We start from the raw sequence: 20,797 nt of genomic DNA, 5'->3' as shown, positions 1-20,797 counted from the left end.
AGGGAAATAACTGCTTCGTGAAGGTTCGACTCCTTCCCCTACAGCAAACCTTATTCAACAGGTTTATAATTGGTTAGTTTAAATAAGCTCCTGCCCATCAGGAGCTTATTTTATTTGTAGTTATTTTAATATTTTATTTTCATTAAGCCTGTAATAAAGCTCAAATATGGCTTAAATGTTGTATTATTAGAAAATAAAATAATCCTAATGAGACGCGTATTAATCTGCGATGATGATGTAACAATTTCTGAGGTGGTGGCAATCATTTTGGTAGACAGTAATTTGGCTGAAGTCTATACAATCCCTGATTGTGACAACATTATCGAGAAAATAGAGGAATTAAAGCCTTCGCTTATTTTCATGGACAATAAAATTCCTACACATGGTGGAGTAGTCGCTACACAAACTATAAAGAGTCATCCGGTACACAAATCTATTCCAGTTGTATACTTCACAGCAAGTCAGGACATAGACGAATTGGCAGAAAATGCTGGGGCGGACTACACCCTGTCTAAGCCTTTTAGTATTACTGAACTAGAAGAAGTTGTTAACAAGGCGTTTAAATTTGGAAAAGCCTAAATGGAGTAAAGAACAAGGATTAAAGGCTTGTCCATTAGTACTGTTGTTCCCACAAAAGGTATTATTTTTTACCGTTTTCGTTCTTTATTTCTTGTTTTATCTTAATCGCAATCCTTACCTTTGTGGTAAATATGAATCGTCAAATCTTTGCTATTTTTTTGCCCATAGTTGCATTACTATGTGGATGTACAAAAGACGATAATAAGCCTTTGCTTCAAAGCACTGTTTCGAGGCTGTATGTATCTAATGCAGATACCGATGCATCCGTTATGAGTACTATAATCTTTGATCCTGCAGATGGAGCAAAGCTTGACATCCCTGATAAATTCGATACTAAGCTTCCCGACGGTAACGGAATTGTATTTGATCCTTTTTCAGGGACAGTATTTCAAGTAAGCAGGCAGGCTAAGAATATAAAGTCATTTACGGTCAAGCCTAATGGCTCGCTCACAAATAAAGCTTCATTTATCGACGATGGTTTGATTAGTGCCCGAGAAATCGCTTTCGATAGGGTACGGAAAACGCTCTATGTAGCAAGTAATACCGACAGCTCACTGTACGTGTATATTGGTGCAGACACAATCGCAGGTACTGCCAGAGCAAGCAAGAAACTAAAGCTAAACGGGCAACCTTGGGGAATTCATTTTGAGAATGGCAGTTTATTTGTGGTAATCGACCAGGACAAAGCCCAGGTTCAACTGTTTGAAAATGCTTCTTCACTTGTGGTTGGCACAATAGTTCCAAACAAAACGATAAATGTGATAGGAGCCAGAAGACTCCATGGAATAACTTATTCATCCTCCCGCGACGCTTTAATTTTAACCGATATCGGAGAAGCTACTGGAAGCGGCTCTGCCAGCGACGGGAAAGTCTATATCATAGAAGCCGCATTGGCGAAATTTACAGCAATGGGGGCGGCAATTACACCAACGCGGACAATTTCCGGATTAGCTACCGGTCTTGGTAATCCCGTTGATGTTGCCTGGGATAGTCGCGCAGATAAAGATCTTATTTACGTTGCGGAAAAGGCTAATAAAGCAATACAGGTATTTAAATTTGGTGATAATGGTAATGCGACCCCTTTTCGCACTGCGGCCTTATCATCATCTCCGGAAGCAATTTATCTTGACGCACGATAAATTCGGGTTAATTGGATTGACACTTTTTTCTTTACTTTGATCATCTAAAAAAACAGAATATGTACAATTTTTTACTAGGACTCCATTCAGGCTTACGATATATAGTTCTATTGCTTCTTGGTATAGCAATAATTCTGTCCGTAACGGCACTTTTTGGCAAAAAAGATTACACACAAACCAACAGGAAGATTAATCTTTTTACCATGATTGCGACTCACACACAGCTTCTAGCTGGTTTAATTTTATATTTTTTTAGCCCATTAGTTCAATATGGAAACATGGGCGAGGCGATGAAGAATACAATAGCGCGGTATTGGACTGTGGAACATGCAGTATTAATGTTTTTTGCCGTGGCATTAATAACCGTCGGACATGCGCGTTCGAAAAGGGGAGCCTTGTCCATAAACAAGCATCGGGCGATTTCACTGTATTATGGCTTAGCAGTCTTGGTCATAATAGTCGCAATCTATCAAAGCGGCCGTCCACTGTTTGGAATGTCGGTGGGCAATTCCTAGAAACTGAAACCGAGAAGAAGAATTATTCAATTTGAGATAGCCTGAGTTTAAGGATAGTATTCTATCAAAATCCAGGATACTACCTATCATTTTAAATTGTAATTATGTAAATATATCTCCCCAAAAAATTTGCAGTATCAAATTTCTTTATATTTTTGTGACCGATGATCACAACACAAAATGCTGGCAATTGGTGGTACCCTTTAGAAGAGCGGCGCACGGGAAAGGTATTTTGAGAAAATAATAATCAACCAAAACCTAAACAATAAGAACCCGACGCTTCAACCCGTCGGGTTTTTTTATGGCTGAAAGTATCCTCCGGGATTGTAAATTAGATATGAAGAATTATAAATTATACACGTCCTATAGAAAACTGCTTGCAGATACTACAACTCCTGTTAGTATTTATCTGCGTTTGAGGGACGTATTTCCAAACTCTATTCTGCTTGAGAGCTCGGATTATCATAGTCGTGAAAATAGTCTCAGTTATGTCTGCTGTGATCCTATTGCGGGAATAACTCTTACCGATGATAAGCTTGAAACATACTTTCCTGACGGGTCCCGTGAGCAGTACCCGCTCGAAGAAGCCGATGTTAAGACGCATGTCTCTGCCTTTAGAAACCAGTTCGAATCAACATCAGCTAATAAATTTAAATTTATATCAAACGGGCTTTTTGGATATTTTGCTTATGAGACAATTGAGCATTTTGAGGATATCAAATTGCATGCAAAAGCAGTTGAGGGGCGAAATATTCCCATAATGCAGTATCACGTATACCGGTATATTATTGTTATTGATCACTTTAAGAACGAATTGTACCTGCTGGAGCACCGAACCGAAGAAAATAGTCCGGACAATCTTGAGAAGATTCAATATCTGATTCAAAATAAAAATTTTCCGGAGTATAAATTCAGTCTTAATGGGGAAGAGAGTTCAAATTTCACTGATGATGAATTTATTAAAACAGTTGAAGCTGTTAAGAAACATATCTTCCGTGGAGATGTTTTTCAGATCGTGCCTTCACGCGCGTTTTCTAAACCATTCCTCGGGGATGAGTTTAATGTATACAGAGCACTGAGATCAATAAACCCTTCTCCCTATCTCTTTTATTATGATTACGGTGATTTTAAACTTTTCGGTTCATCACCGGAGGCACAACTTACAATTAAAAATAATGAAGCAACGATTTATCCAATTGCCGGCACCTTCAAAAGAACTGGCGATGGGGTTTTAGATGAGGTACTGGCTGAAAATTTAAAACGGGACGTAAAAGAGAATGCAGAACACGTAATGCTTGTCGACCTTGCACGAAATGACCTTAGCAGACATTGTGATAAAGTGGAGGTAAAATCATTCAAGGAAATTCAATATTATTCCCACCTGATTCACATGGTGTCAAAAGTTACGGGACAGCTTCAGCAATCAGTTGACCCTTTCGATGTTGTGGGCGATACTTATCCGGCCGGCACGCTCAGCGGCGCGCCAAAATACATGGCGATGACGCTGATAGATCGTTTCGAAGGACAGCGACGTGGTTTCTATAGTGGTGCAATTGGTTTTATGGGCTTCAATGGAGATTTTAATCATGCTATTATGATTCGGTCGTTTTTAAGCCAGAATAATATCCTGCATTACCAGGCCGGGGCGGGCATAGTTGCCGATTCAGATCCCCAAAGTGAATTAAATGAAGTCAATAACAAAATAATGGCCTTGCGGAAGGCGCTTGAATTGGCGGAAGAAATTTAATTAGAATTAGGAATAACGAGCCAATAATATCGGCTTACGAAACTCCTAACAACAAACAACCTGCCTGCCGTCAGGCAGGCAACTAACAACTCAATAAAGTGAACATACTCGTTATAGATAATTACGACTCATTTACCTTCAATCTGGTACACCTATTACATGAAACCGGACATCAGGCAACCGTATGGCGTAATGACAAGTTTGAACTCGCAGATGTAAATGCGTTTGATAAGATCCTCTTATCACCGGGCCCTGGAATTCCTTCCGAATCCGGCTTATTGTTAGAAGTTATACGGACTTATTCGGCAAGTAAAAGTATTCTTGGCATCTGTTTAGGGCTTCAGGCAATTGGTGAGGTTTTTGGGGGAGAGCTTTACAATTTATCGCGTCCTGTGCATGGCCGAGCAACAGAGATAAAAGTCCTGAATACTGAGGAAAAATTATTTAGGAATTGTCCGATTGAATTCAGAGTTGGAAGATACCATTCATGGGCTTTGAGAAATGATAATGTGCCTGCCGCCATCGAAATTACTGCCACTGATGCTGACGGTGTGATTATGGCATTACGTCATCGCACACTTGATGTCAGAGGTGTTCAATTTCACCCGGAATCGGTCCTCACCGAGCATGGTAAAACATTGATTTCTAACTGGCTTAGTTAAAGATGACATGAGGAAGAATATGAGTGATAATATATCTGCAAAGGAACAGGGAAATATTCTGGATAAAATAGTTGCAAAAAAGAAACAGGAAATTGAGGCCGACAAACTAAGAATACCTATAGTTAGGCTTGAAGAATCAGATAATTTTTTCAGGCAATGTTATTCTTTTCGTGAGTCTCTTCTAAATCCTGCACTAACAGGGGTCATTGCTGAATTCAAAAGGAAATCTCCGTCAAAAGGAATCATAAATGATAAAGTAAGGGTAAAGGAGGTAACAAACGGATATGTTGCAGCAGGAGCTTCAGCCCTTTCTATTTTAACGGACAGAAGTTTCTTTGGAGGACGAAAAGTTGATTTGATTGAGGCCAGGAAGAGAAATCATTGTCCAATCCTTAGGAAAGAATTCTTGCTGAGTGAATATCAGGTTGTAGAAGCGAAGGCACTGGGAGCGGATCTCATATTGCTTATCGCAGCAATTCTCAAACCAATAGAAATTCAAAATCTGGCCAGGCTCGCGAAAAGTTTAGGCATGAGTGTACTTCTTGAAGTTCACAATCGTGAAGAACTTGAGAGAAGCATTTTTCCGGAACTCGATGCGATTGGAGTAAATAACAGAAACCTGGGTACGTTCGAAGTTTCTGTCCAACACTCATACGATCTGGTTGACCACATTCCTCCCGAGTTTTTGAAGATCTCAGAAAGTGGATTAAGTGACCCGAAAACGATCACCGAATTGAGAAGTGCTGGCTTCAATGGATTTCTAATCGGTGAAAATTTTATGAAACAACAGGATCCTGGTAAAGCGATGCAGGAATTTGTGAATGGATTCTAAAAAAGAATCCAGAGCCGAGACCATTAAATCGAGTTTTTACAGTAGTCTTGAATCTTGGCTCTTGATTCATGGCTCTATTCAAACTCTTATCTTTGACACTTGTTAACAATTAAATGCCAAGACAGAAATTTTTCGAAACAGAGATCAAACCGGAAAAAGCGGTATTGGTTGGAATAATAACTCCGGGGGAGACAGAGGACCAAACACGTGAATATTTGGATGAGTTAACCTTTTTGGTTGATACAGCTGGCGGTGAAACTCATAAGTCATTTACTCAACGAATGCAGCGGCCGGACCGGGCTACCTTCGTAGGTACTGGAAAGTTGGAGGAGATCAATGCGTATGTTAAGTCTGAAGAGATTGACGTGGTCGTTTTTGATGATGAATTATCTCCATCACAACTTAGAAATATTGAAAACGAACTTCAGGTAAAAGTCCTCGACCGTAGTAATCTTATTCTGGATATCTTTGCCAGGCGGGCTCAGTCGTCTCAAGCCAAAACCCAGGTTGAACTAGCTCAGTTGCAATATCTACTGCCCCGGCTAACCCGTTTATGGACCCACCTTGAACGCCAAAAAGGGGGAATTGGAATGCGCGGACCAGGAGAAAGTCAAATCGAAACTGATCGCCGTTTGATCTTGAATAAAATCACTCTCTTAAAAGAACGGTTAAGGGAAATTGACAAACAGAATGAGACCCAGCGGAAAAATAGAAGCCAGTTAGTTCGGGTTTCACTTGTGGGATATACTAACGTAGGTAAATCTACGATCATGAATATGATCTCGAAATCTGATGTTTTTGCTGAGAATAAGTTGTTTGCAACCTTAGATACGACCGTGAGAAAAGTGGTAATAGAAAATCTTCCGTTTCTGCTTTCCGATACTGTTGGATTTATCAGGAAGTTGCCTCACCATTTGATTGAGTGTTTCAAGTCGACTCTAGATGAAGTTCGCGAAGCAGATATCTTGATTCATGTAGTGGATATATCTCATCAAAACTTTGAAGACCAGATCAACACTGTGAATGAAACATTGAAGGAAATGGGTGCTATCGATAAGGAGATAATTATGGTGTTCAATAAGATTGATGCTTATAAACCTGCAGATTTTGATCCACAAGAAGAGCATCCGCCCTTAACTTTATCAGATTTTAAAAATAGCTGGATGAATAAAAACAGGACGCCTGCGATATTTATTTCTGCTTTAAACAAAGAAAATATCGAGGAGTTCAGGTCACTGCTTTATGAGAAGGTGAAAGCAATTCATACAGCCCGCTACCCTTATGATAAATTACTATACTAGAACATGCTTAAGAACAGATGAGCTTCGCTCATCGATGATTAGTTTATTTATTTGAACATGAGCCGAGAATATTATGGAGTCTAAACGTCAACAAAAGTTTGCTGGAGTTATACAGAAAGATCTTGCTGAAATTTTTCAGCGTGAGGGAGCGAATTTGTTACCTAATGTGATGGTTACAATAACTAAGGTCAGAGTTACTTCTGATTTGGCTATCGCCCGTGTTTATCTGAGCTTTTTTAATAGTACGAACAATACGCTTGCATTAAATACTATTAAAGCCCATGCCGGCGAAATTCGTTATAAACTTGGAAGTCGTATTAAAGATCAAGCCAGAATAGTTCCACAACTGGAATTTTTCGTAGATGATACAAACGAGTATGTCGAGCGAATGGACAAGATATTTGATAAATTAAGCAGAGAACCTCGTCAGCCGGAACAGGAAGATTGAGTGGAATGAGGACTATTCGCGAGCCTGTCAATTTTTACACACACGTTATCCCGGCAATTCTTGCAATTCCGGGCACTTTTATGTTATTGGTACGTGCGGATACTCAAGCCCAGCAAACCGCAGCCTGGATTTACGGGATCTGTACTTTCGTTCTTTTCGGAATTAGTTCCACCTATCATAGTTATCCCGTAACTGAGAAAGAAATTCGCTTTTGGCAAAAATTTGATCATTGCTGCATTTACCTGATGATAGCGGGCTCATATACTCCTACCGCTTTATTAGTTTTTGACGGGTACATCCGTTGGTCATTATTTACCATGATCTGGACCATTGCTCTTGCCGGTTGCCTTTTGAAGATTTTTAACCGACTGAAAAATACCATACTCTCATTGACAATATACATTGCTATGGGTGCCCTTATAGTTCCACTACTAAGTGAAATGTCTGAGAAATTGCCATTCCTGGCTATTGGATGGATGTTGCTCGGCAGTTTATTCTATGCTGGCGGGACCTTTTTTTATTATAAGGATAAGCCAATGGGGACGCTTTTGCATAGCCATGAGATCTGGCACCTTTTCGTCGTAGCCGGCGCTCTTTCTCATTACGTCTATAATTACTTCTATTTATTCGTGTGAGTGCTGAACAGTCGTCGCGGTTGAAAAAATACCTCGAAAAGAATGCCGCTTCTGTTTCATCAGTTGTTCCATTTGATACAAAGTCTGATAAATTACATCATTTTGATTTCACGGCCGCAAACGATTCTTTGAAATTTGCAATTTTGGCGGATACGGATACTTTTTCAACTTGGGTGCGGCAAATTATAGAAAAAGAAAATTGCCGGTATGGAATTGGCGGCTATGATGAACATCGAACTATCTATTCTCGTAGCGACCTCTTCGACGCCAATGAAGAGCCCCGCAGACTGCACCTGGGTGTGGATGTATGGGGTCCCGCAGGCACACCTATATTTACTCCGCTAAACGGCACTATCCATAGCTTTAAATTTAACGATAATTTCGGAGATTACGGCGCCACGCTCATTCTAGAACACGATGCGGATGGAGTTCGATTTCACACTCTTTTCGGACACTTAAGTTTAGCAAGTATAGAGAATTTAGCAAAAGGGACATTCGTTAGAAGGGGAGAAAAAATAGCGGAGTTCGGCGACATTTTGGAAAATGGACATTGGCCTCCACATCTACATTTTCAAATTATATTTAACATGCAAGGATTAGAGGGAGACTACCCAGGAGTATGCCGTTTTTCTGAAAGAGAATCCTTTCTCGGCAATTGTCCAGACCCGCATATCATACTAAAACATACGTTTGGATATTAGTTCCTCATATTTTTCGTTAAATTAGAATATGTATCTGAATATCATCCTCAGTTTGCTTCTTACTATCTCTGCACTTTTTGGGTTGCCTGACAAGTTAAGCCGGGTGGCTGATGAAGAGCCTGCCTTTAAAGGCGGACAGAAAAGCCTTAAGACTTTTATAGATAATAATTTAATTTATCCGGAGTTCTCCAAAGAAAATTGTCTTCAGGGAACCATACAGGTAAGTTTTAAACTTAACAAAGAAGGCCGGATCTACAATTCCGGGATCCACAAAGGTTTTGGAATAGATCTCGATATGGAAGCTCTGCGTATTGTGCGGCTCACTTCAGGTAAATGGATAATGCCGGCTAACCACGACACGCTAATATCTCTTGTTCTTCCGATAAATTTTGCTCTTCGTGATTTCAAATGCGAACAGAGATCTAAAGATGAAATTAATGCTGCGATAAACGCCTATCAGGCCCGGCTCGGTCTTAACAATGCAATTTTTAATTTCTACGATAAGAAGGATCAGGGTATATATGATCAAGCCGATGAAGCAAGAATAATTGCTCTTAAGAGCCAGTTAGGATATGATGAGAAATTTATCGATCGCCTTTTCAAGCAAGCCCAGCGTAAGTCAAAGCAAGAGGATAGAGAAGGCGCTTGTGAAGATGCTCAAATGATTCGCCGTTTGGGAAGCAGTAAGTCTGCTGCTATGATCGATCAGAATTGTAAGTAGTCTTAGGATGAGTGTGATATTTCGTAATTCAAGAGACCATAAGGTGCTGTTTGTAATAAGCATTGCTGTAGTCATTATCGTGCTACTGGGCAGGGTTGTAAATGTTTATTATTTTGCGGTAAGCGGTGCTATTTTTGAACTCATTAATTTGCCATTACTAGCTCTTCTTTTTGGTTTGCCCTTATACTGTCTTTATGTTTTTTGGAAAGATCGTTTTAACGCGAAATCTTTAGCGCTTTATTCTGCTTTATTGTTGACAACGGCTATCTTCCTCCTGATCTCTCTGGGTTAAAGAAACTGTTAATTCAGAAATGTTATATCAATTATCAGACACTGAGATATGGTTTCCCAAGCCAGAATTAGCTGAAGACGATGGATTGCTTGCCGTCGGCGGCGATCTTTCGCCGAACCGTCTGATGCTGGCATATCATCATGGAATTTTCCCCTGGTACTCAGATGAAAGTCCCATTCTTTGGTACTCACCACATGAGCGTTTTGTATTATTTCCTGAAAAGTTGAAAATTTCAGTATCCATGGCTAAAGTGATTGATAGCGGTCAGTTTAATATTACTTTTGATGATTCTTTTGAAGAAGTTATTGAAGCTTGTGCAACTGTATCCCGTCAGGGAGAAACAGGGACATGGATAACTCAGGAAATGAAAAAGGCCTATATTGACTTACACGGATTAGGCTATGCACATTCGGTAGAGGTTTGGGAAGATGATATCCTTGTAGGAGGTTTATACGGAGTAGTTGTAAATAGTGTTTTTTGCGGGGAAAGCATGTTTAGCAAGGTTAGTAATGGTTCGAAAGCCGCCTTAATCTGGTTGTGTAGCAATTCCAGTTTCGTTATGATCGATTGCCAGGTTCACACTAAGCATCTGGAAAGTATGGGTGCAAGTTTAGTCAGCAGAAGCGAGTATTTGAAATATCTAAATAAAATGTAATAAATTACTGCAAAACAAGATGATATGCAGTTACCCTATTACATCGACCTCCTAGGTACACTAGTTTTTGCGGTTTCCGGTGCATTGGCGGCATCGGATAAAAATATGTATAAAGATATTTTCGGCGTAACTTTTACAAGTTTTGTGACAGCTGTTGGTGGAGGTACCTTGCGAGATATGATCCTTGGAGTTCGGCCGACTTGGGTTGTGGACGGTAATTATCTAATAGCAATTACTGTAGGGGTGGTATTCGCAATAACTTTCAAATATTACATCATCAAATTCCGTCGTACATTTTTTCTTTTTGATACTATCGGGATTGCACTGTACACTGTTGTAGGTGTTCAGAAATCACTTGAATTTGGAGTTTCACCTTTGGCCGCTATAATTATGGGGATGTTTTCGGCTGTAATGGGTGGGGTGATACGAGATACACTTATCAACGAGATCCCGCTCATTTTTAAAAAGGAGATCTATGCAACGGCCTGTTTATCAGGAGCAGCAATATTTGTTGTACTCAAAGCTCTGAAAGTTGATGATAATATCAATTCTTTCGTCAGTGTGTTTATTATAATTTCTATTCGTGTGATATCTGTTAAGTATCATTTGACACTGCCCAAGTCGAGGTGAGGTTTAGTTGTTAGTCAAATAGTTGTTAGTCAAAAAAGCGCCAGGGAAAAGCTTCTACCAACTAATCACTAACTAAGTATATCGGCGATATCTTTCGCCGTTAATGATTTAACGAAGCTCTCCTCTGTGGTAATCAATGATTCAGCAACTTTCCTTTTTCTTTTTTGTAAAGCAAGGATCTTTTCTTCTACAGTTTCCTTAGTAATAAATTTGTAGATAAATACATTTTTCTTCTGCCCGATGCGATGGGTTCTGTCTATAGCTTGTTGCTCGACTGCAGGATTCCACCAGGGGTCAAGAATGAAAACGTAATCCGCTTCTGTCAAATTTAATCCTACACCGCCTGCTTTTATCGAGATCAGGAAAAGTTTTATATCCTTATTTGCCTGAAACTCCCTGACTACTTCTCCACGTTTTGACGTGGCGCCGTCCAGGTATGCAAAGGGAATTTTCTGATCGTTGAAATATCTTCTGTAAATATCGAGTTGCTTCACAAATTGAGAGAACACCAATACTTTGTGCCCGCGTGAGAGAACATTTCTGAGTGTATGTATCACGTTCTCAAATTTTCCGGAATCGCCCTCATAGCCCTCGTCTATCATCAGGGGATGATTGGCAATCTGTCTCAATTTAGTCAAACCTTGTAAAATCTGTATCTGAGATCGTTTGAATGTACCATCCTCCATGTTTACAAGCAAAGCATTACGATATTCCGACTTTATCTTTTCGTAATAATCTTTTTGGTCCTCACTCATCTGACAATAGAAAAGGTTTTCAGTTTTGTCGGGCAACTCAGTTGCAACTTGTGCCTTGGTGCGTCTCAGTACAAAAGGCTTTATCAATGCCTGCAACTTCGCTGCCTTTTCCTCGTCATTTTTCTTTTCGATCGGAACTACAAATTCAGTGTAGAAAAAGTGTTGGTTTCCAAGTAAACCGGGATTTATGAATGACATTTGTGTCCACAAGTCGTTTACTGTATTTTCAACCGGTGTGCCACTTAGAATAAGCTTATTTTTCGATTTGAGCGCCTTAACAGCTTTGAATGATTTCGAAGCAGGGTTTTTTATATTCTGACTTTCGTCCAGTATGATATAGTTGAAATAGACGGTTTTTAAGAATTCTATATCAACTCGCGTAATTCCGTAAGTTGTGATCACCACATCATAATTTGAAAATATTTCAACCTCTTTATTTCTCATGCTTCCCGTGTGAGGGTGTATCTTCAACTTAGGCGCGAACTTCTTCGCCTCGTTTAGCCAGTTGTAAACTAGCGATGTAGGCATGATAATCAGCGAAGTTGTATGAATTCCTTCGTCATGATTTTCTTCTTTGACCTTTTGAAGTAAAGCGAGTGTTTGCACCGTTTTACCTAATCCCATATCATCTGCCAGACAACCGCCAAAATTATACTTTCGCAGGAAATGAAACCAATTGTAGCCAGCCTTTTGATAGGGGCGCAACACTCCGTTAAATAGTTTAGGTATATCTGTGTCTTCAATCTCTTCAAAATTGGAAAGTTTCTGCAGTTTCCTGTCCATGCTCACAGTAGCAAGTTCGCTGTTCGCAAAGTCGTTCACCAGGCCGATATGATGTTTTTTCAGTTTAAGGTTTCTGGTGCCCTCGGTAAATTGCAGGAGGTTGCTGTATTGTGCAAACCAGGCTTCGGGAATTACCGCGATTTCACCTGATGGGAGTCTAAATTCCCGGATTTTATTTAAGATATGGGCCTTTAGTTCAACAAAGGGTATTTGATAAGGCCCAAAATGAACAACAGCATGTATATCAAACCAATCGTAATTTTCACGAATTTCCAGATCAATTTTACTTCGGCCAATCACAAAGCGTTTTACTCCTTCCGTTTGCTCAAACGTGAAGCCCTTAGATTCAAGTTCATCGTGGTGCTCATTCAACCAGTTGATCACTCTGAAAGGTGAAGGCTCTTCTTCCTGGTTTTCCGAATTTGTAGTAAAGACGCTTAGAAACAGTGAACCTGTAGACTTAAGACCGAGTTCCTGTAAAAAATCCAGCTTATTTTTTTCCCAACTTAAAGAACGTTTGATCCGATGAAATATATAATCATTATCTTTTTTCTCAGTTCTCACCGATATCCTTCTGTCACTTCCTGCAGGAAAAATGTAGTCGCCGTATCTGAAGTAGAGCTGGAGTTGTGGCCTTTCACTGTCAACATACAGAAGCTTCAGAACCGGAGTAGCTTCAAATTTTTCTGTCCTTATTTCAAAGCCTTCAGCATAAACAGCGTGCTTTTCGATAAGTGGAGCTACGAATTTTTCGAAATATGTTCTTTCAGAAGATTTTGGAATTGAAATAAAACGTTTATTAAGAAATGGTTGTAGTTTCTTGCCTTCCAGTTCTTCCTCGAAGTAGTATAGCACCTCATCGAGCAATAGCAATGCTGGCTGATTGCAGATGATCTGGGCTTCCTTGAACATAAATTCCATTCGTAATCCTTGAAATTTGATCGTGGGAAAATATCGTGTTTCAGTTAATCCTCTTCTGAAATGAAATAATACTGAAGCTGGTTCTGGGGCAATTGTAATTTTTCTTTCTACTGGCCAGCCCTCTTTACTCATCAAATAAAGATTCCTGTCCCCCAGAATTTTAAAGGCATCAATAAGTCTTTTCTCAATTTTAGGTCTTAAGGTCTCAAAAAGATTATCATTAAATATAGTGCTGAAGTACTCCAGGGGTCTGATCGCTTTTTTATGATATCGTTTTATGATATGTCCCTGTTCAGTCTCTTCCAATAATTTAATTAGCTTATGATCAATATCATCAAGTACCGAAGAAAATTCACCTGCCGTATTACTGAATACCCGTTGATATGTTAAGGAAAATCCCCCGTCAGAATTTAACTGAACAATGTGAGGCTCTATCAGAAATCCGAGGAATTCGTGCTTGCAAATGGAATATACAATTTTACAAGGTTTACTGCTGTCAACTCTTAACATAGGTGTTCAGACAAATTTTAAGCAAGTTGAGCATTAAAAAATTCTAAATTTATATAGTATTTTTCATATTACAAGCTTAAGCCTAAAAAATATGTACTTCTGATTTAAAAAATTCGCCAGGGTTACGGATATCGCATTCAAATGTGAGATTATTTGATTAAGGTTATATCTATCTGGAAGAATTGCTCATACTTATTAGTAAAATCGTCGAATACAAAAGTTTTGACGATATAGGTTTGGCAATATTGAGGATTAAATCCTTTCAATTCAAATAGAGGTGACCGACAATCGGAAATTTTGGCAGATTGTCAATCGCGTGTTGTCAATAAGGATTACAAATTAGGTCACTAGTTGTATTAGTTTCCCAGTTTAAGTCGTATAATGAATGCACTAGTAACGTTAGCATTTCATATATGCTTGAACATATCTGTAACAATGAGATGGATTTAACAAACTTTAACATATTTTACATACATCAAATTCTTGATTTGCGTTGATGTGGTATTAATTTTGAACATCTTTAATTGTTGAAAAAAGAACTAATGATAAATTGATAATTATGAAGAAAATAGGTGTTACGTTTTTGGCTGCCTGCCTTGGCGGGGCGGTTGCTATTGGCTCTTATAAGCTAATAGAGAATAAATATCAGGACGGGATGTCTTTTGAAGAAAAGCAAAATGTGCATTTCACAAATAACCCGATGCCGGCGATCAACTCTTCAACTGGAGATTTGGATTTCACCCAGGCAGCTGCGGCAGTTACTCCTGCAGTCGTGCATATCAAGACGACATATAATAATCCCGGAGCGACAGCAGGTCGTGATCAAATGCAGGATATGTTCGAAGATTTCTTTGGCGGCGGTGGGCGTCGCTCACGTGGACCCGCTATGGGATCTGGCTCTGGCGTAATTATTTCTACTGATGGATATATAGTTACTAATAATCACGTAGTTGACAAAGCAGATAAGATTGATGTAATACTTCCTGATAAGCGTTCGTTAGTTGCCAAGGTTATCGGTCGTGATGCTAATACAGATCTTGCGCTAATCAAAATAGAAGGTTCTGGTTATCCAATTGTTAAATTAGGAAATTCGGATGATGTCCGAATTGGTGAATGGGTTTTAGCAGTAGGATATCCCTTTGCATTGAACACTACTGTTACAGCAGGTATTGTAAGTGCCAAAGGAAGACAAATTGGAATTCTTGATAATGCTCAGCCCTCTGAAAACGGGGAACCTCAGGCAAGAACTGCTATTGAGTCTTTTATTCAGACAGATGCGGCTATTAATAGGGGTAACAGTGGAGGTGCACTTGTAAATACGAGGGGCGAACTGATTGGAGTTAATGCAGCGATTGCCTCTCAAAGCGGCAGTTATGAAGGATATGGATTTGCAATTCCAATTAATCTTGCTAAGAAAGTATTAGATGATTTTAAAGCTTTCGGTTCAGTTCGAAGAGGGTTTATCGGTGTCAATTTCACTGGCTTAGATGCAGAACAGGCAAAGCGTTTTGGGGTTAACGAACTTAATGGGCTCTACGTGAATGCCGTGGTTCCCGGTGGCGGTGCTGCTCAGGCTGGCTTGAAGGAGGGCGATATTATTACTAAAGTTGAAGGGAAGCAGATTTTCGATCCTTCTGACCTGCAAGAGCGTATTGGCCGATTGGGGCCTGGAGACAAGGTGCAGCTTACCTATTTAAGGGAGGGGAAAGAATTTGCAAAAAATGTTACGCTGAAAGGTGAAGAGTCCATTAAGAATAACGATACAAGAACTGCTGCTAATGGGGTAACTAAAAACCTTGGAGCAAGTTTTGCCCCGGTGAGCGACGTGCTTAAAAAGAAGTACCAGATTAGCTCAGGTGTTATTGTTACGGGTGTACAGCAGGAGGGTTATTTCGACCAGATCGAAATTGCACAGGGAACAGTTATAACTAACGTCAACGGGCAGCCTGTAAATAAAACTCAGGATATCGAGGCTGCTATTACTGCCAGCAAAAATAATATGGTTACGATCAGCGGATTTACTCCTGATGGAAGTTCTATGAGATATCAATTTCCCATAAAAAGATAATACCGTAGAAAATTATAAGTTCATAATATAAAGCCTTCCCATTCTTTGGGGAGGCTTTTGTATTTTTGCGATAAATGATCTCTCCCCCTCTCCCCTTCAAATTTTTAAACCAAACGCTTTTACTGTTGCCTGAGAAAGCTATTTTCTGGGCAGAAGAAAGTACATTAATTATCGCTGATATTCATTTAGGGAAAGTTGGTCATTTCCGGAAAGCAGGAATTGGCATACCAAAACAAATGGAACAAGATGACCTTGCTCTTATTTCAGATCTAATTCATGAATATAAACCCGCCAAAATTATTTTTCTAGGAGACCTTTTTCATAGTGATATGAATAATGACTGGGATTGGCTTGTGTTGTGGCGTTCGATGTTCAAGGCGATAGATATGATATTAGTTTTGGGCAATCATGATATTCTGAATAAAAAGTTCTATACAGACCTGAATTTCGACTTACACGAAAAATTGGCCATAAAACCTTTTCTATTTTCTCATGAACCCTTGAAAGTAAAAGATCATAATGATGAGTTATATGTAATTAGTGGTCATATTCACCCGGGTGTAACACTGAAAGGGAGTGCCCGGCAATTACTGACTTTGCCATGTTTCCATTTTGGGACAAATCAAGCTATCATTCCTGCATTTGGAAAGTTCACCGGCAAAATGTGTGTGAAGAACGTCAGAGGCGACCAGATTTTCGCTGTAGCGAAGAATACGATCATCAGTTTTTAAATCAGAATCAGCTCCAATCTAGCGGTTTAGATCGATTCTAAATAGATAATATCTCTCACTATACCTTTTAGGGCAGTAAGTATTTTACCATATAATGATAAATTTGCTGCTGAATTATAAAATAGCACTAGGTAATGGCCAATTTCGCAAAAACGTTCTCATCCTCATTGGGAAAAAAACTGATTATGGCCGCCACCGGCTTATTTCTATGCACTTTCCTGATCGTACATGTAATTGGGAACCTTCAGTTATTTAGGGGTGATTCTGGCCAAGCTTTTAATGCATACTCCTACTTCATGACTCATTTCATTCCAATAAAAATTATCTCATATTTATTGTATGCATCAATCATAGTACATGCAGTTTGGGCACTAGTTGTAACACTTGGTAACAAAAAAGCGCGCCCGATAGGATATGCAGTTCAGGCAGGCAGCCAGAACAGTCCGTGGACATCGCGTAATATGGGAATTCTCGGAACTGTGCTTCTGGTATTTATTGTAGTCCACATGGGTAATTTTTGGTGGAAATATCATAACGCCGAATTGCCATATGCTAAATATGAAATAAGTCTGGATAATCCCAGCGATATAACCGTTTCAGAATTACCATGGGATTCTAAAAGATTAATTCACTCGGATTATATAGACACACAAGCCGGTAAACAGGTGATTGTATCAAAGGATCTTTATAAAGTTGTTGCACATTCGTTCAAAATCTGGTGGTATGTACTACTTTATGTAATATCTATGGCAGCACTGGCTTTTCACCTGATTCACGGGTTTAGAAGCGCTTTTCAAACCGTTGGATGGGATAATAAAAAATACATTCCTATTATTCGCTTCCTGGGTGTGTGGATCTTCGGTGTTTTGATACCGGTGCTGTTTGCTGCAATGCCAGTTTACTTTTACTTTTTTAAATAAGATTTACATTCTCTGAGCGATCAGATTAAAATAAGTTTCTGAGATGATATTAGATGCTAAAATTCCGGAAGGGCCATTGGCTCAAAAATGGTCAAAACATAAATTTAACCTGAAACTGGTTAATCCGGCTAACAAGCGAAAATATACTGTTATTGTAGTTGGGACGGGCTTGGCTGGGGCTTCTGCGGCAGCTTCATTGGCGGAGCTTGGCTATAATGTAAAAGCATTTTGTTTTCAGGATAGCCCCAGGCGTGCGCACTCAATTGCAGCTCAAGGTGGAATCAATGGTGCAAAAAATTACCAGAATGATGGCGACAGTGTGCAGCGCTTATTTTATGATACAATAAAAGGTGGGGATTACCGGGCTCGCGAAGGAAACGTATATCGCCTTGCAGAAGTGTCGGTTAATATAATTGATCAATGTGTGGCACAGGGAGTTCCTTTCGCACGTGAATACGGTGGTTTGCTTGATAACCGTTCTTTCGGTGGTTCTCAGGTTTCCCGAACTTTTTATGCACGCGGTCAAACGGGCCAGCAATTGCTATTAGGGGCTTATTCGGCTCTTAACCGCCAGATTAATCTGGGAAAGGTTACAATGTACACCCGACACGAGATGATGGATGTTGTTACTGTTGATGGTGAGGCTAAAGGTATAGTTACACGAGACCTTATAAACGGTGCTATCGAAACTCATAGTGCGCACGCAGTTCTTTTGTGTACCGGAGGATATGGAAATGTATTTTACCTCTCTACCAATGCCATGGGGTGTAATGTGACAGCGGCCTGGAAAGCACACAAACGGGGGGCTTATTTTGCTAATCCATGTTTCACACAAATTCATCCAACCTGTATCCCGGTAACTGGAGATCACCAGTCGAAATTGACGCTTATGTCAGAGTCGTTGCGTAATGACGGAAGGGTTTGGGCACCTAAAACAGCTGAACTTGCTCAAAGGCTGCGTAGCGGAGAATTAAAAGTCACAGATCTTAAAGAAGAAGACAGAGACTATTTCCTGGAACGTAAATATCCTGCCTTTGGAAACCTGGTTCCACGTGATGTGGCTTCAAGAAATGCGAAAGACATGGTAGATGAGGGGCGGGGTGTAGGTGCATCCGGTATTGCTGTTTATCTCGATTTTGCTGAGGCAATTGGTCGCCTGGGAGAAGACGCCGTGCGCGCAAGATATGGTAACCTCTTCGATATGTATCAGCAAATAACTGACGAAAATCCATACAAACAACCGATGCGGATTTACCCCGCTGTTCATTATACTATGGGAGGACTGTGGGTTGACTATAATTTACAAACAACAGTGAAAGGACTTTACTGCCTTGGTGAAGCTAATTTTTCTGACCATGGCGCAAACCGGCTTGGTGCTTCTGCACTGATGCAGGGTTTGGCAGATGGATATTTTGTGATTCCATATACCCTCGGTGATTATCTAGCTACTATTGGACCTAAAGCTCTGGATGACAGCCACCCTGCTTTTGAAGAAACAAAGCGAAGCGTAGTCGAACGCATTAATAAATTGCTTGCGTTAAAAGGGACAAAAACTGCAAATGAATATCATCGCGAACTTGGCCACATTATGTGGGAATATTGCGGCATGGCTCGTACAGAAGAGGGATTAATCAAGGCTAAAGGGCTAATACGTGCTCTTCGGTCTGACTTCTGGCAAAACGCACGTGTGTCTGGAATTAATGAAGAGTTTAACCAAAATCTGGAAAACGCTGGCCGGATTGCTGATTTCCTTGAATTGGGAGAATTGATGGTAGACGATGCATTAGACCGTAAGGAGTCGTGCGGTGGACACTTCCGCCTGGAAAGCCAGACAGATGAGGGAGAGGCGCTGCGTGATGATGAAAATTATGCATATGCAGCTGCCTGGAAATATATAGGAGATAATCTTCCTGAGGAATTGCATAAAGAGGAGCTGGTGTTTGAAAATGTTAAATTATCACAACGGAGTTATAAGTAGTAGGTAGTGATTAGTATTTAGTGATTAGACGAATCTCTAATACTAACTCTAAGATAAACTGAAACAGGACCTAACTACTAATAACTAACTACTAAATACTACACAAATGAGTGAAAATATGAATTTGACGTTAAAGGTATGGCGTCAAAAAAATGCCGACACTAAAGGTAATTTCGTTACTTACGCAGCTGATCACGTATCTCCGGATATGTCTTTTTTGGAAATGCTTGATGTGGTTAATGAGGGCTTGGTAAAAAAGGGTGACGATCCAATCCATTTCGATCATGACTGCCGTGAAGGTATCTGCGGGTCATGTTCACTACACATTAACGGACGACCTCATGGTCCGAAGCAAGGTATAGCGACATGCCAGCTTCATATGCGAAGCTTCAAAAATAATGATACAGTCGTAATCGAACCATGGCGGGCTGAAGCATTTCCGGTTATAAAAGACCTCGCAACAAATCGTTCAGCATTTGACCGGATCCAGGTGGCGGGAGGGTTTGTATCTGTTAACACAGGCGGTGTTCCGGATGCGAACGTTATACCAATTCCTAAAGTTATAGCTGACGAAGCATTTAATTCTGCAACATGTATAGGGTGCGGTGCATGCGTTGCAGCTTGTAAGAATGCTTCCGCTATGTTGTTTGTCTCGGCTAAAGTTTCTCAATTGGCATTATTACCACAGGGACAGCCCGAACGATATCGCAGAGTGCAGGCAATGGTGGCTCAAATGGACGAGGAAGGTTTTGGAAACTGTACCAACACCGGAGCTTGTGAGGCAGAGTGTCCTAAAGAGATTTCAATAACAAACATTGCGCGAATGAACAGAGATTATTTCACTGCAAAGCTATTTAAAGAGGAAGAAGTCTGATCAAATTAATATCATACAAAAAAGTCCGGAAATTAAATTCCGGGCTTTTTTTGTTTTTTTCGTATTGGACAATGTCCGTTAATGAGTATAATATTCCCCAATCGGGGAACAAGTTCCCTTTCTAAATTTCTTGCCATTTAATGAAAATACATTTTTAGGCCATTTTGAGCGAGTTGGCTGTTTTGGACGATACTTTGTCTATTAGTATTCAAATACAGACACCAACCCAGATTTATAAAACATAACCATGAAAAAAATATTATTCCTAATCGCATTCATTACGGTATCAATAATCAGCAATACTTCGTTTGCACAAAATGCTAATGCAAACATCACTTTATCTGATGTATTGTCTTTTTCAGTTAGTCAGCCATCTGCTCTGGATGTTAACTTCGATACT

20 protein-coding genes are annotated in these 20,797 nt (G+C 39.9%); 19 read left to right on the top strand and 1 reads right to left on the bottom strand.

Annotated elements, in window-relative coordinates:
- Window positions 1–207: 207 nt before the first annotated feature.
- The 14 genes from ACLL8Z_RS10650 to ACLL8Z_RS10585 all read left to right on the top strand — a co-directional run bounded on the left by ACLL8Z_RS10650 (window position 208) and on the right by ACLL8Z_RS10585 (window position 10,857).
- A complete protein-coding gene (locus ACLL8Z_RS10650; protein ID WP_411274767.1) occupies window positions 208–579 on the top strand; it encodes a response regulator in 372 nt (123 codons plus the stop codon).
- A gap of 131 nt (window positions 580–710) precedes the next feature.
- Window positions 711–1,718 (top strand): hypothetical protein, encoded by a 1,008-nt coding sequence (locus tag ACLL8Z_RS10645; RefSeq protein ID WP_411274766.1) that lies wholly within the window; start codon window positions 711–713, stop codon window positions 1,716–1,718.
- 59 nt (window positions 1,719–1,777) lie between these two features.
- Window positions 1,778–2,233, top strand: coding sequence for a cytochrome B (locus ACLL8Z_RS10640; RefSeq protein WP_411274765.1), 456 nt, complete (start codon window positions 1,778–1,780; stop codon window positions 2,231–2,233).
- Between the two features lie 337 nt (window positions 2,234–2,570).
- The gene (locus tag ACLL8Z_RS10635; RefSeq protein WP_411274764.1) at window positions 2,571–3,980 is read left to right on the top strand and encodes an anthranilate synthase component I family protein; all 1,410 of its coding nucleotides are present in this window, start codon (window positions 2,571–2,573) and stop codon (window positions 3,978–3,980) included.
- A 98-nt stretch (window positions 3,981–4,078) separates the two neighbouring features.
- On the top strand, window positions 4,079–4,642 hold the full coding sequence (locus ACLL8Z_RS10630; protein WP_411274763.1) for an anthranilate synthase component II: 564 nt from the start codon (window positions 4,079–4,081) through the stop codon (window positions 4,640–4,642).
- A 19-nt stretch (window positions 4,643–4,661) separates the two neighbouring features.
- Window positions 4,662–5,474: an indole-3-glycerol phosphate synthase TrpC gene (gene trpC / locus ACLL8Z_RS10625; RefSeq protein WP_411274762.1), complete on the top strand. Its 813-nt coding sequence runs from the start codon at window positions 4,662–4,664 to the stop codon at window positions 5,472–5,474.
- A 113-nt stretch (window positions 5,475–5,587) separates the two neighbouring features.
- Window positions 5,588–6,775, top strand: coding sequence for a GTPase HflX (gene hflX / locus ACLL8Z_RS10620; protein WP_411274761.1), 1,188 nt, complete (start codon window positions 5,588–5,590; stop codon window positions 6,773–6,775).
- A 73-nt stretch (window positions 6,776–6,848) separates the two neighbouring features.
- Window positions 6,849–7,223 (top strand): 30S ribosome-binding factor RbfA, encoded by a 375-nt coding sequence (gene rbfA, locus ACLL8Z_RS10615; RefSeq protein ID WP_411274760.1) that lies wholly within the window; start codon window positions 6,849–6,851, stop codon window positions 7,221–7,223.
- A 5-nt stretch (window positions 7,224–7,228) separates the two neighbouring features.
- Window positions 7,229–7,858 carry a PAQR family membrane homeostasis protein TrhA gene (gene trhA / locus ACLL8Z_RS10610; RefSeq protein ID WP_411274759.1) on the top strand — a complete coding sequence of 210 codons (630 nt, stop codon included), beginning with the start codon at window positions 7,229–7,231 and terminating at the stop codon, window positions 7,856–7,858.
- 20 nt (window positions 7,859–7,878) lie between these two features.
- The gene (locus ACLL8Z_RS10605) at window positions 7,879–8,559 is read left to right on the top strand and encodes a peptidoglycan DD-metalloendopeptidase family protein (RefSeq protein ID WP_411274758.1); all 681 of its coding nucleotides are present in this window, start codon (window positions 7,879–7,881) and stop codon (window positions 8,557–8,559) included.
- 28 nt (window positions 8,560–8,587) lie between these two features.
- Window positions 8,588–9,280, top strand: a complete 693-nt coding sequence (locus ACLL8Z_RS10600) for a TonB family protein (RefSeq protein WP_411274757.1) — start codon at window positions 8,588–8,590, stop codon at window positions 9,278–9,280.
- Between the two features lie 7 nt (window positions 9,281–9,287).
- Window positions 9,288–9,572 carry a hypothetical protein gene (locus tag ACLL8Z_RS10595; protein ID WP_411274756.1) on the top strand — a complete coding sequence of 95 codons (285 nt, stop codon included), beginning with the start codon at window positions 9,288–9,290 and terminating at the stop codon, window positions 9,570–9,572.
- 19 nt (window positions 9,573–9,591) lie between these two features.
- On the top strand, window positions 9,592–10,227 hold the full coding sequence (gene aat, locus ACLL8Z_RS10590; RefSeq protein WP_411274755.1) for a leucyl/phenylalanyl-tRNA--protein transferase: 636 nt from the start codon (window positions 9,592–9,594) through the stop codon (window positions 10,225–10,227).
- 24 nt (window positions 10,228–10,251) lie between these two features.
- Window positions 10,252–10,857, top strand: a complete 606-nt coding sequence (locus ACLL8Z_RS10585; RefSeq protein WP_411274754.1) for a trimeric intracellular cation channel family protein — start codon at window positions 10,252–10,254, stop codon at window positions 10,855–10,857.
- A gap of 68 nt (window positions 10,858–10,925) precedes the next feature.
- Here the strand turns inward: ACLL8Z_RS10585 and ACLL8Z_RS10580 are convergent, their stop codons facing one another.
- On the bottom strand, window positions 10,926–13,826 hold the full coding sequence (locus tag ACLL8Z_RS10580) for an SNF2-related protein (protein ID WP_411274753.1): 2,901 nt from the start codon (window positions 13,824–13,826) through the stop codon (window positions 10,926–10,928).
- A 559-nt stretch (window positions 13,827–14,385) separates the two neighbouring features.
- Between ACLL8Z_RS10580 and ACLL8Z_RS10575 the strand changes: the two genes are divergently transcribed.
- From ACLL8Z_RS10575 to ACLL8Z_RS10555, 5 genes are all read left to right on the top strand, one after another.
- Complete coding sequence (locus tag ACLL8Z_RS10575; protein ID WP_411274752.1) at window positions 14,386–15,894, top strand: Do family serine endopeptidase; 1,509 nt, start codon at window positions 14,386–14,388, stop codon at window positions 15,892–15,894.
- A gap of 74 nt (window positions 15,895–15,968) precedes the next feature.
- Window positions 15,969–16,625 (top strand): ligase-associated DNA damage response endonuclease PdeM, encoded by a 657-nt coding sequence (gene pdeM, locus ACLL8Z_RS10570; RefSeq protein WP_411274751.1) that lies wholly within the window; start codon window positions 15,969–15,971, stop codon window positions 16,623–16,625.
- A gap of 134 nt (window positions 16,626–16,759) precedes the next feature.
- Window positions 16,760–17,545 (top strand): succinate dehydrogenase cytochrome b subunit, encoded by a 786-nt coding sequence (locus ACLL8Z_RS10565; RefSeq protein WP_411274750.1) that lies wholly within the window; start codon window positions 16,760–16,762, stop codon window positions 17,543–17,545.
- Between the two features lie 43 nt (window positions 17,546–17,588).
- Window positions 17,589–19,523, top strand: coding sequence for a fumarate reductase/succinate dehydrogenase flavoprotein subunit (locus ACLL8Z_RS10560; protein ID WP_411274749.1), 1,935 nt, complete (start codon window positions 17,589–17,591; stop codon window positions 19,521–19,523).
- 106 nt (window positions 19,524–19,629) lie between these two features.
- Window positions 19,630–20,397 carry a succinate dehydrogenase/fumarate reductase iron-sulfur subunit gene (locus tag ACLL8Z_RS10555; protein WP_411274748.1) on the top strand — a complete coding sequence of 256 codons (768 nt, stop codon included), beginning with the start codon at window positions 19,630–19,632 and terminating at the stop codon, window positions 20,395–20,397.
- Window positions 20,398–20,797: the final 400 nt, after the last annotated feature.

Origin of the sequence: Daejeonella sp., assembly GCF_046590655.1 — a bacterium.
In the GTDB taxonomy this organism is placed as follows: domain Bacteria; phylum Bacteroidota; class Bacteroidia; order Sphingobacteriales; family Sphingobacteriaceae; genus Daejeonella.
Note: the sequence above shows the minus strand (reverse complement) of the source record. Positions and strands in the feature narration are given on the sequence as shown.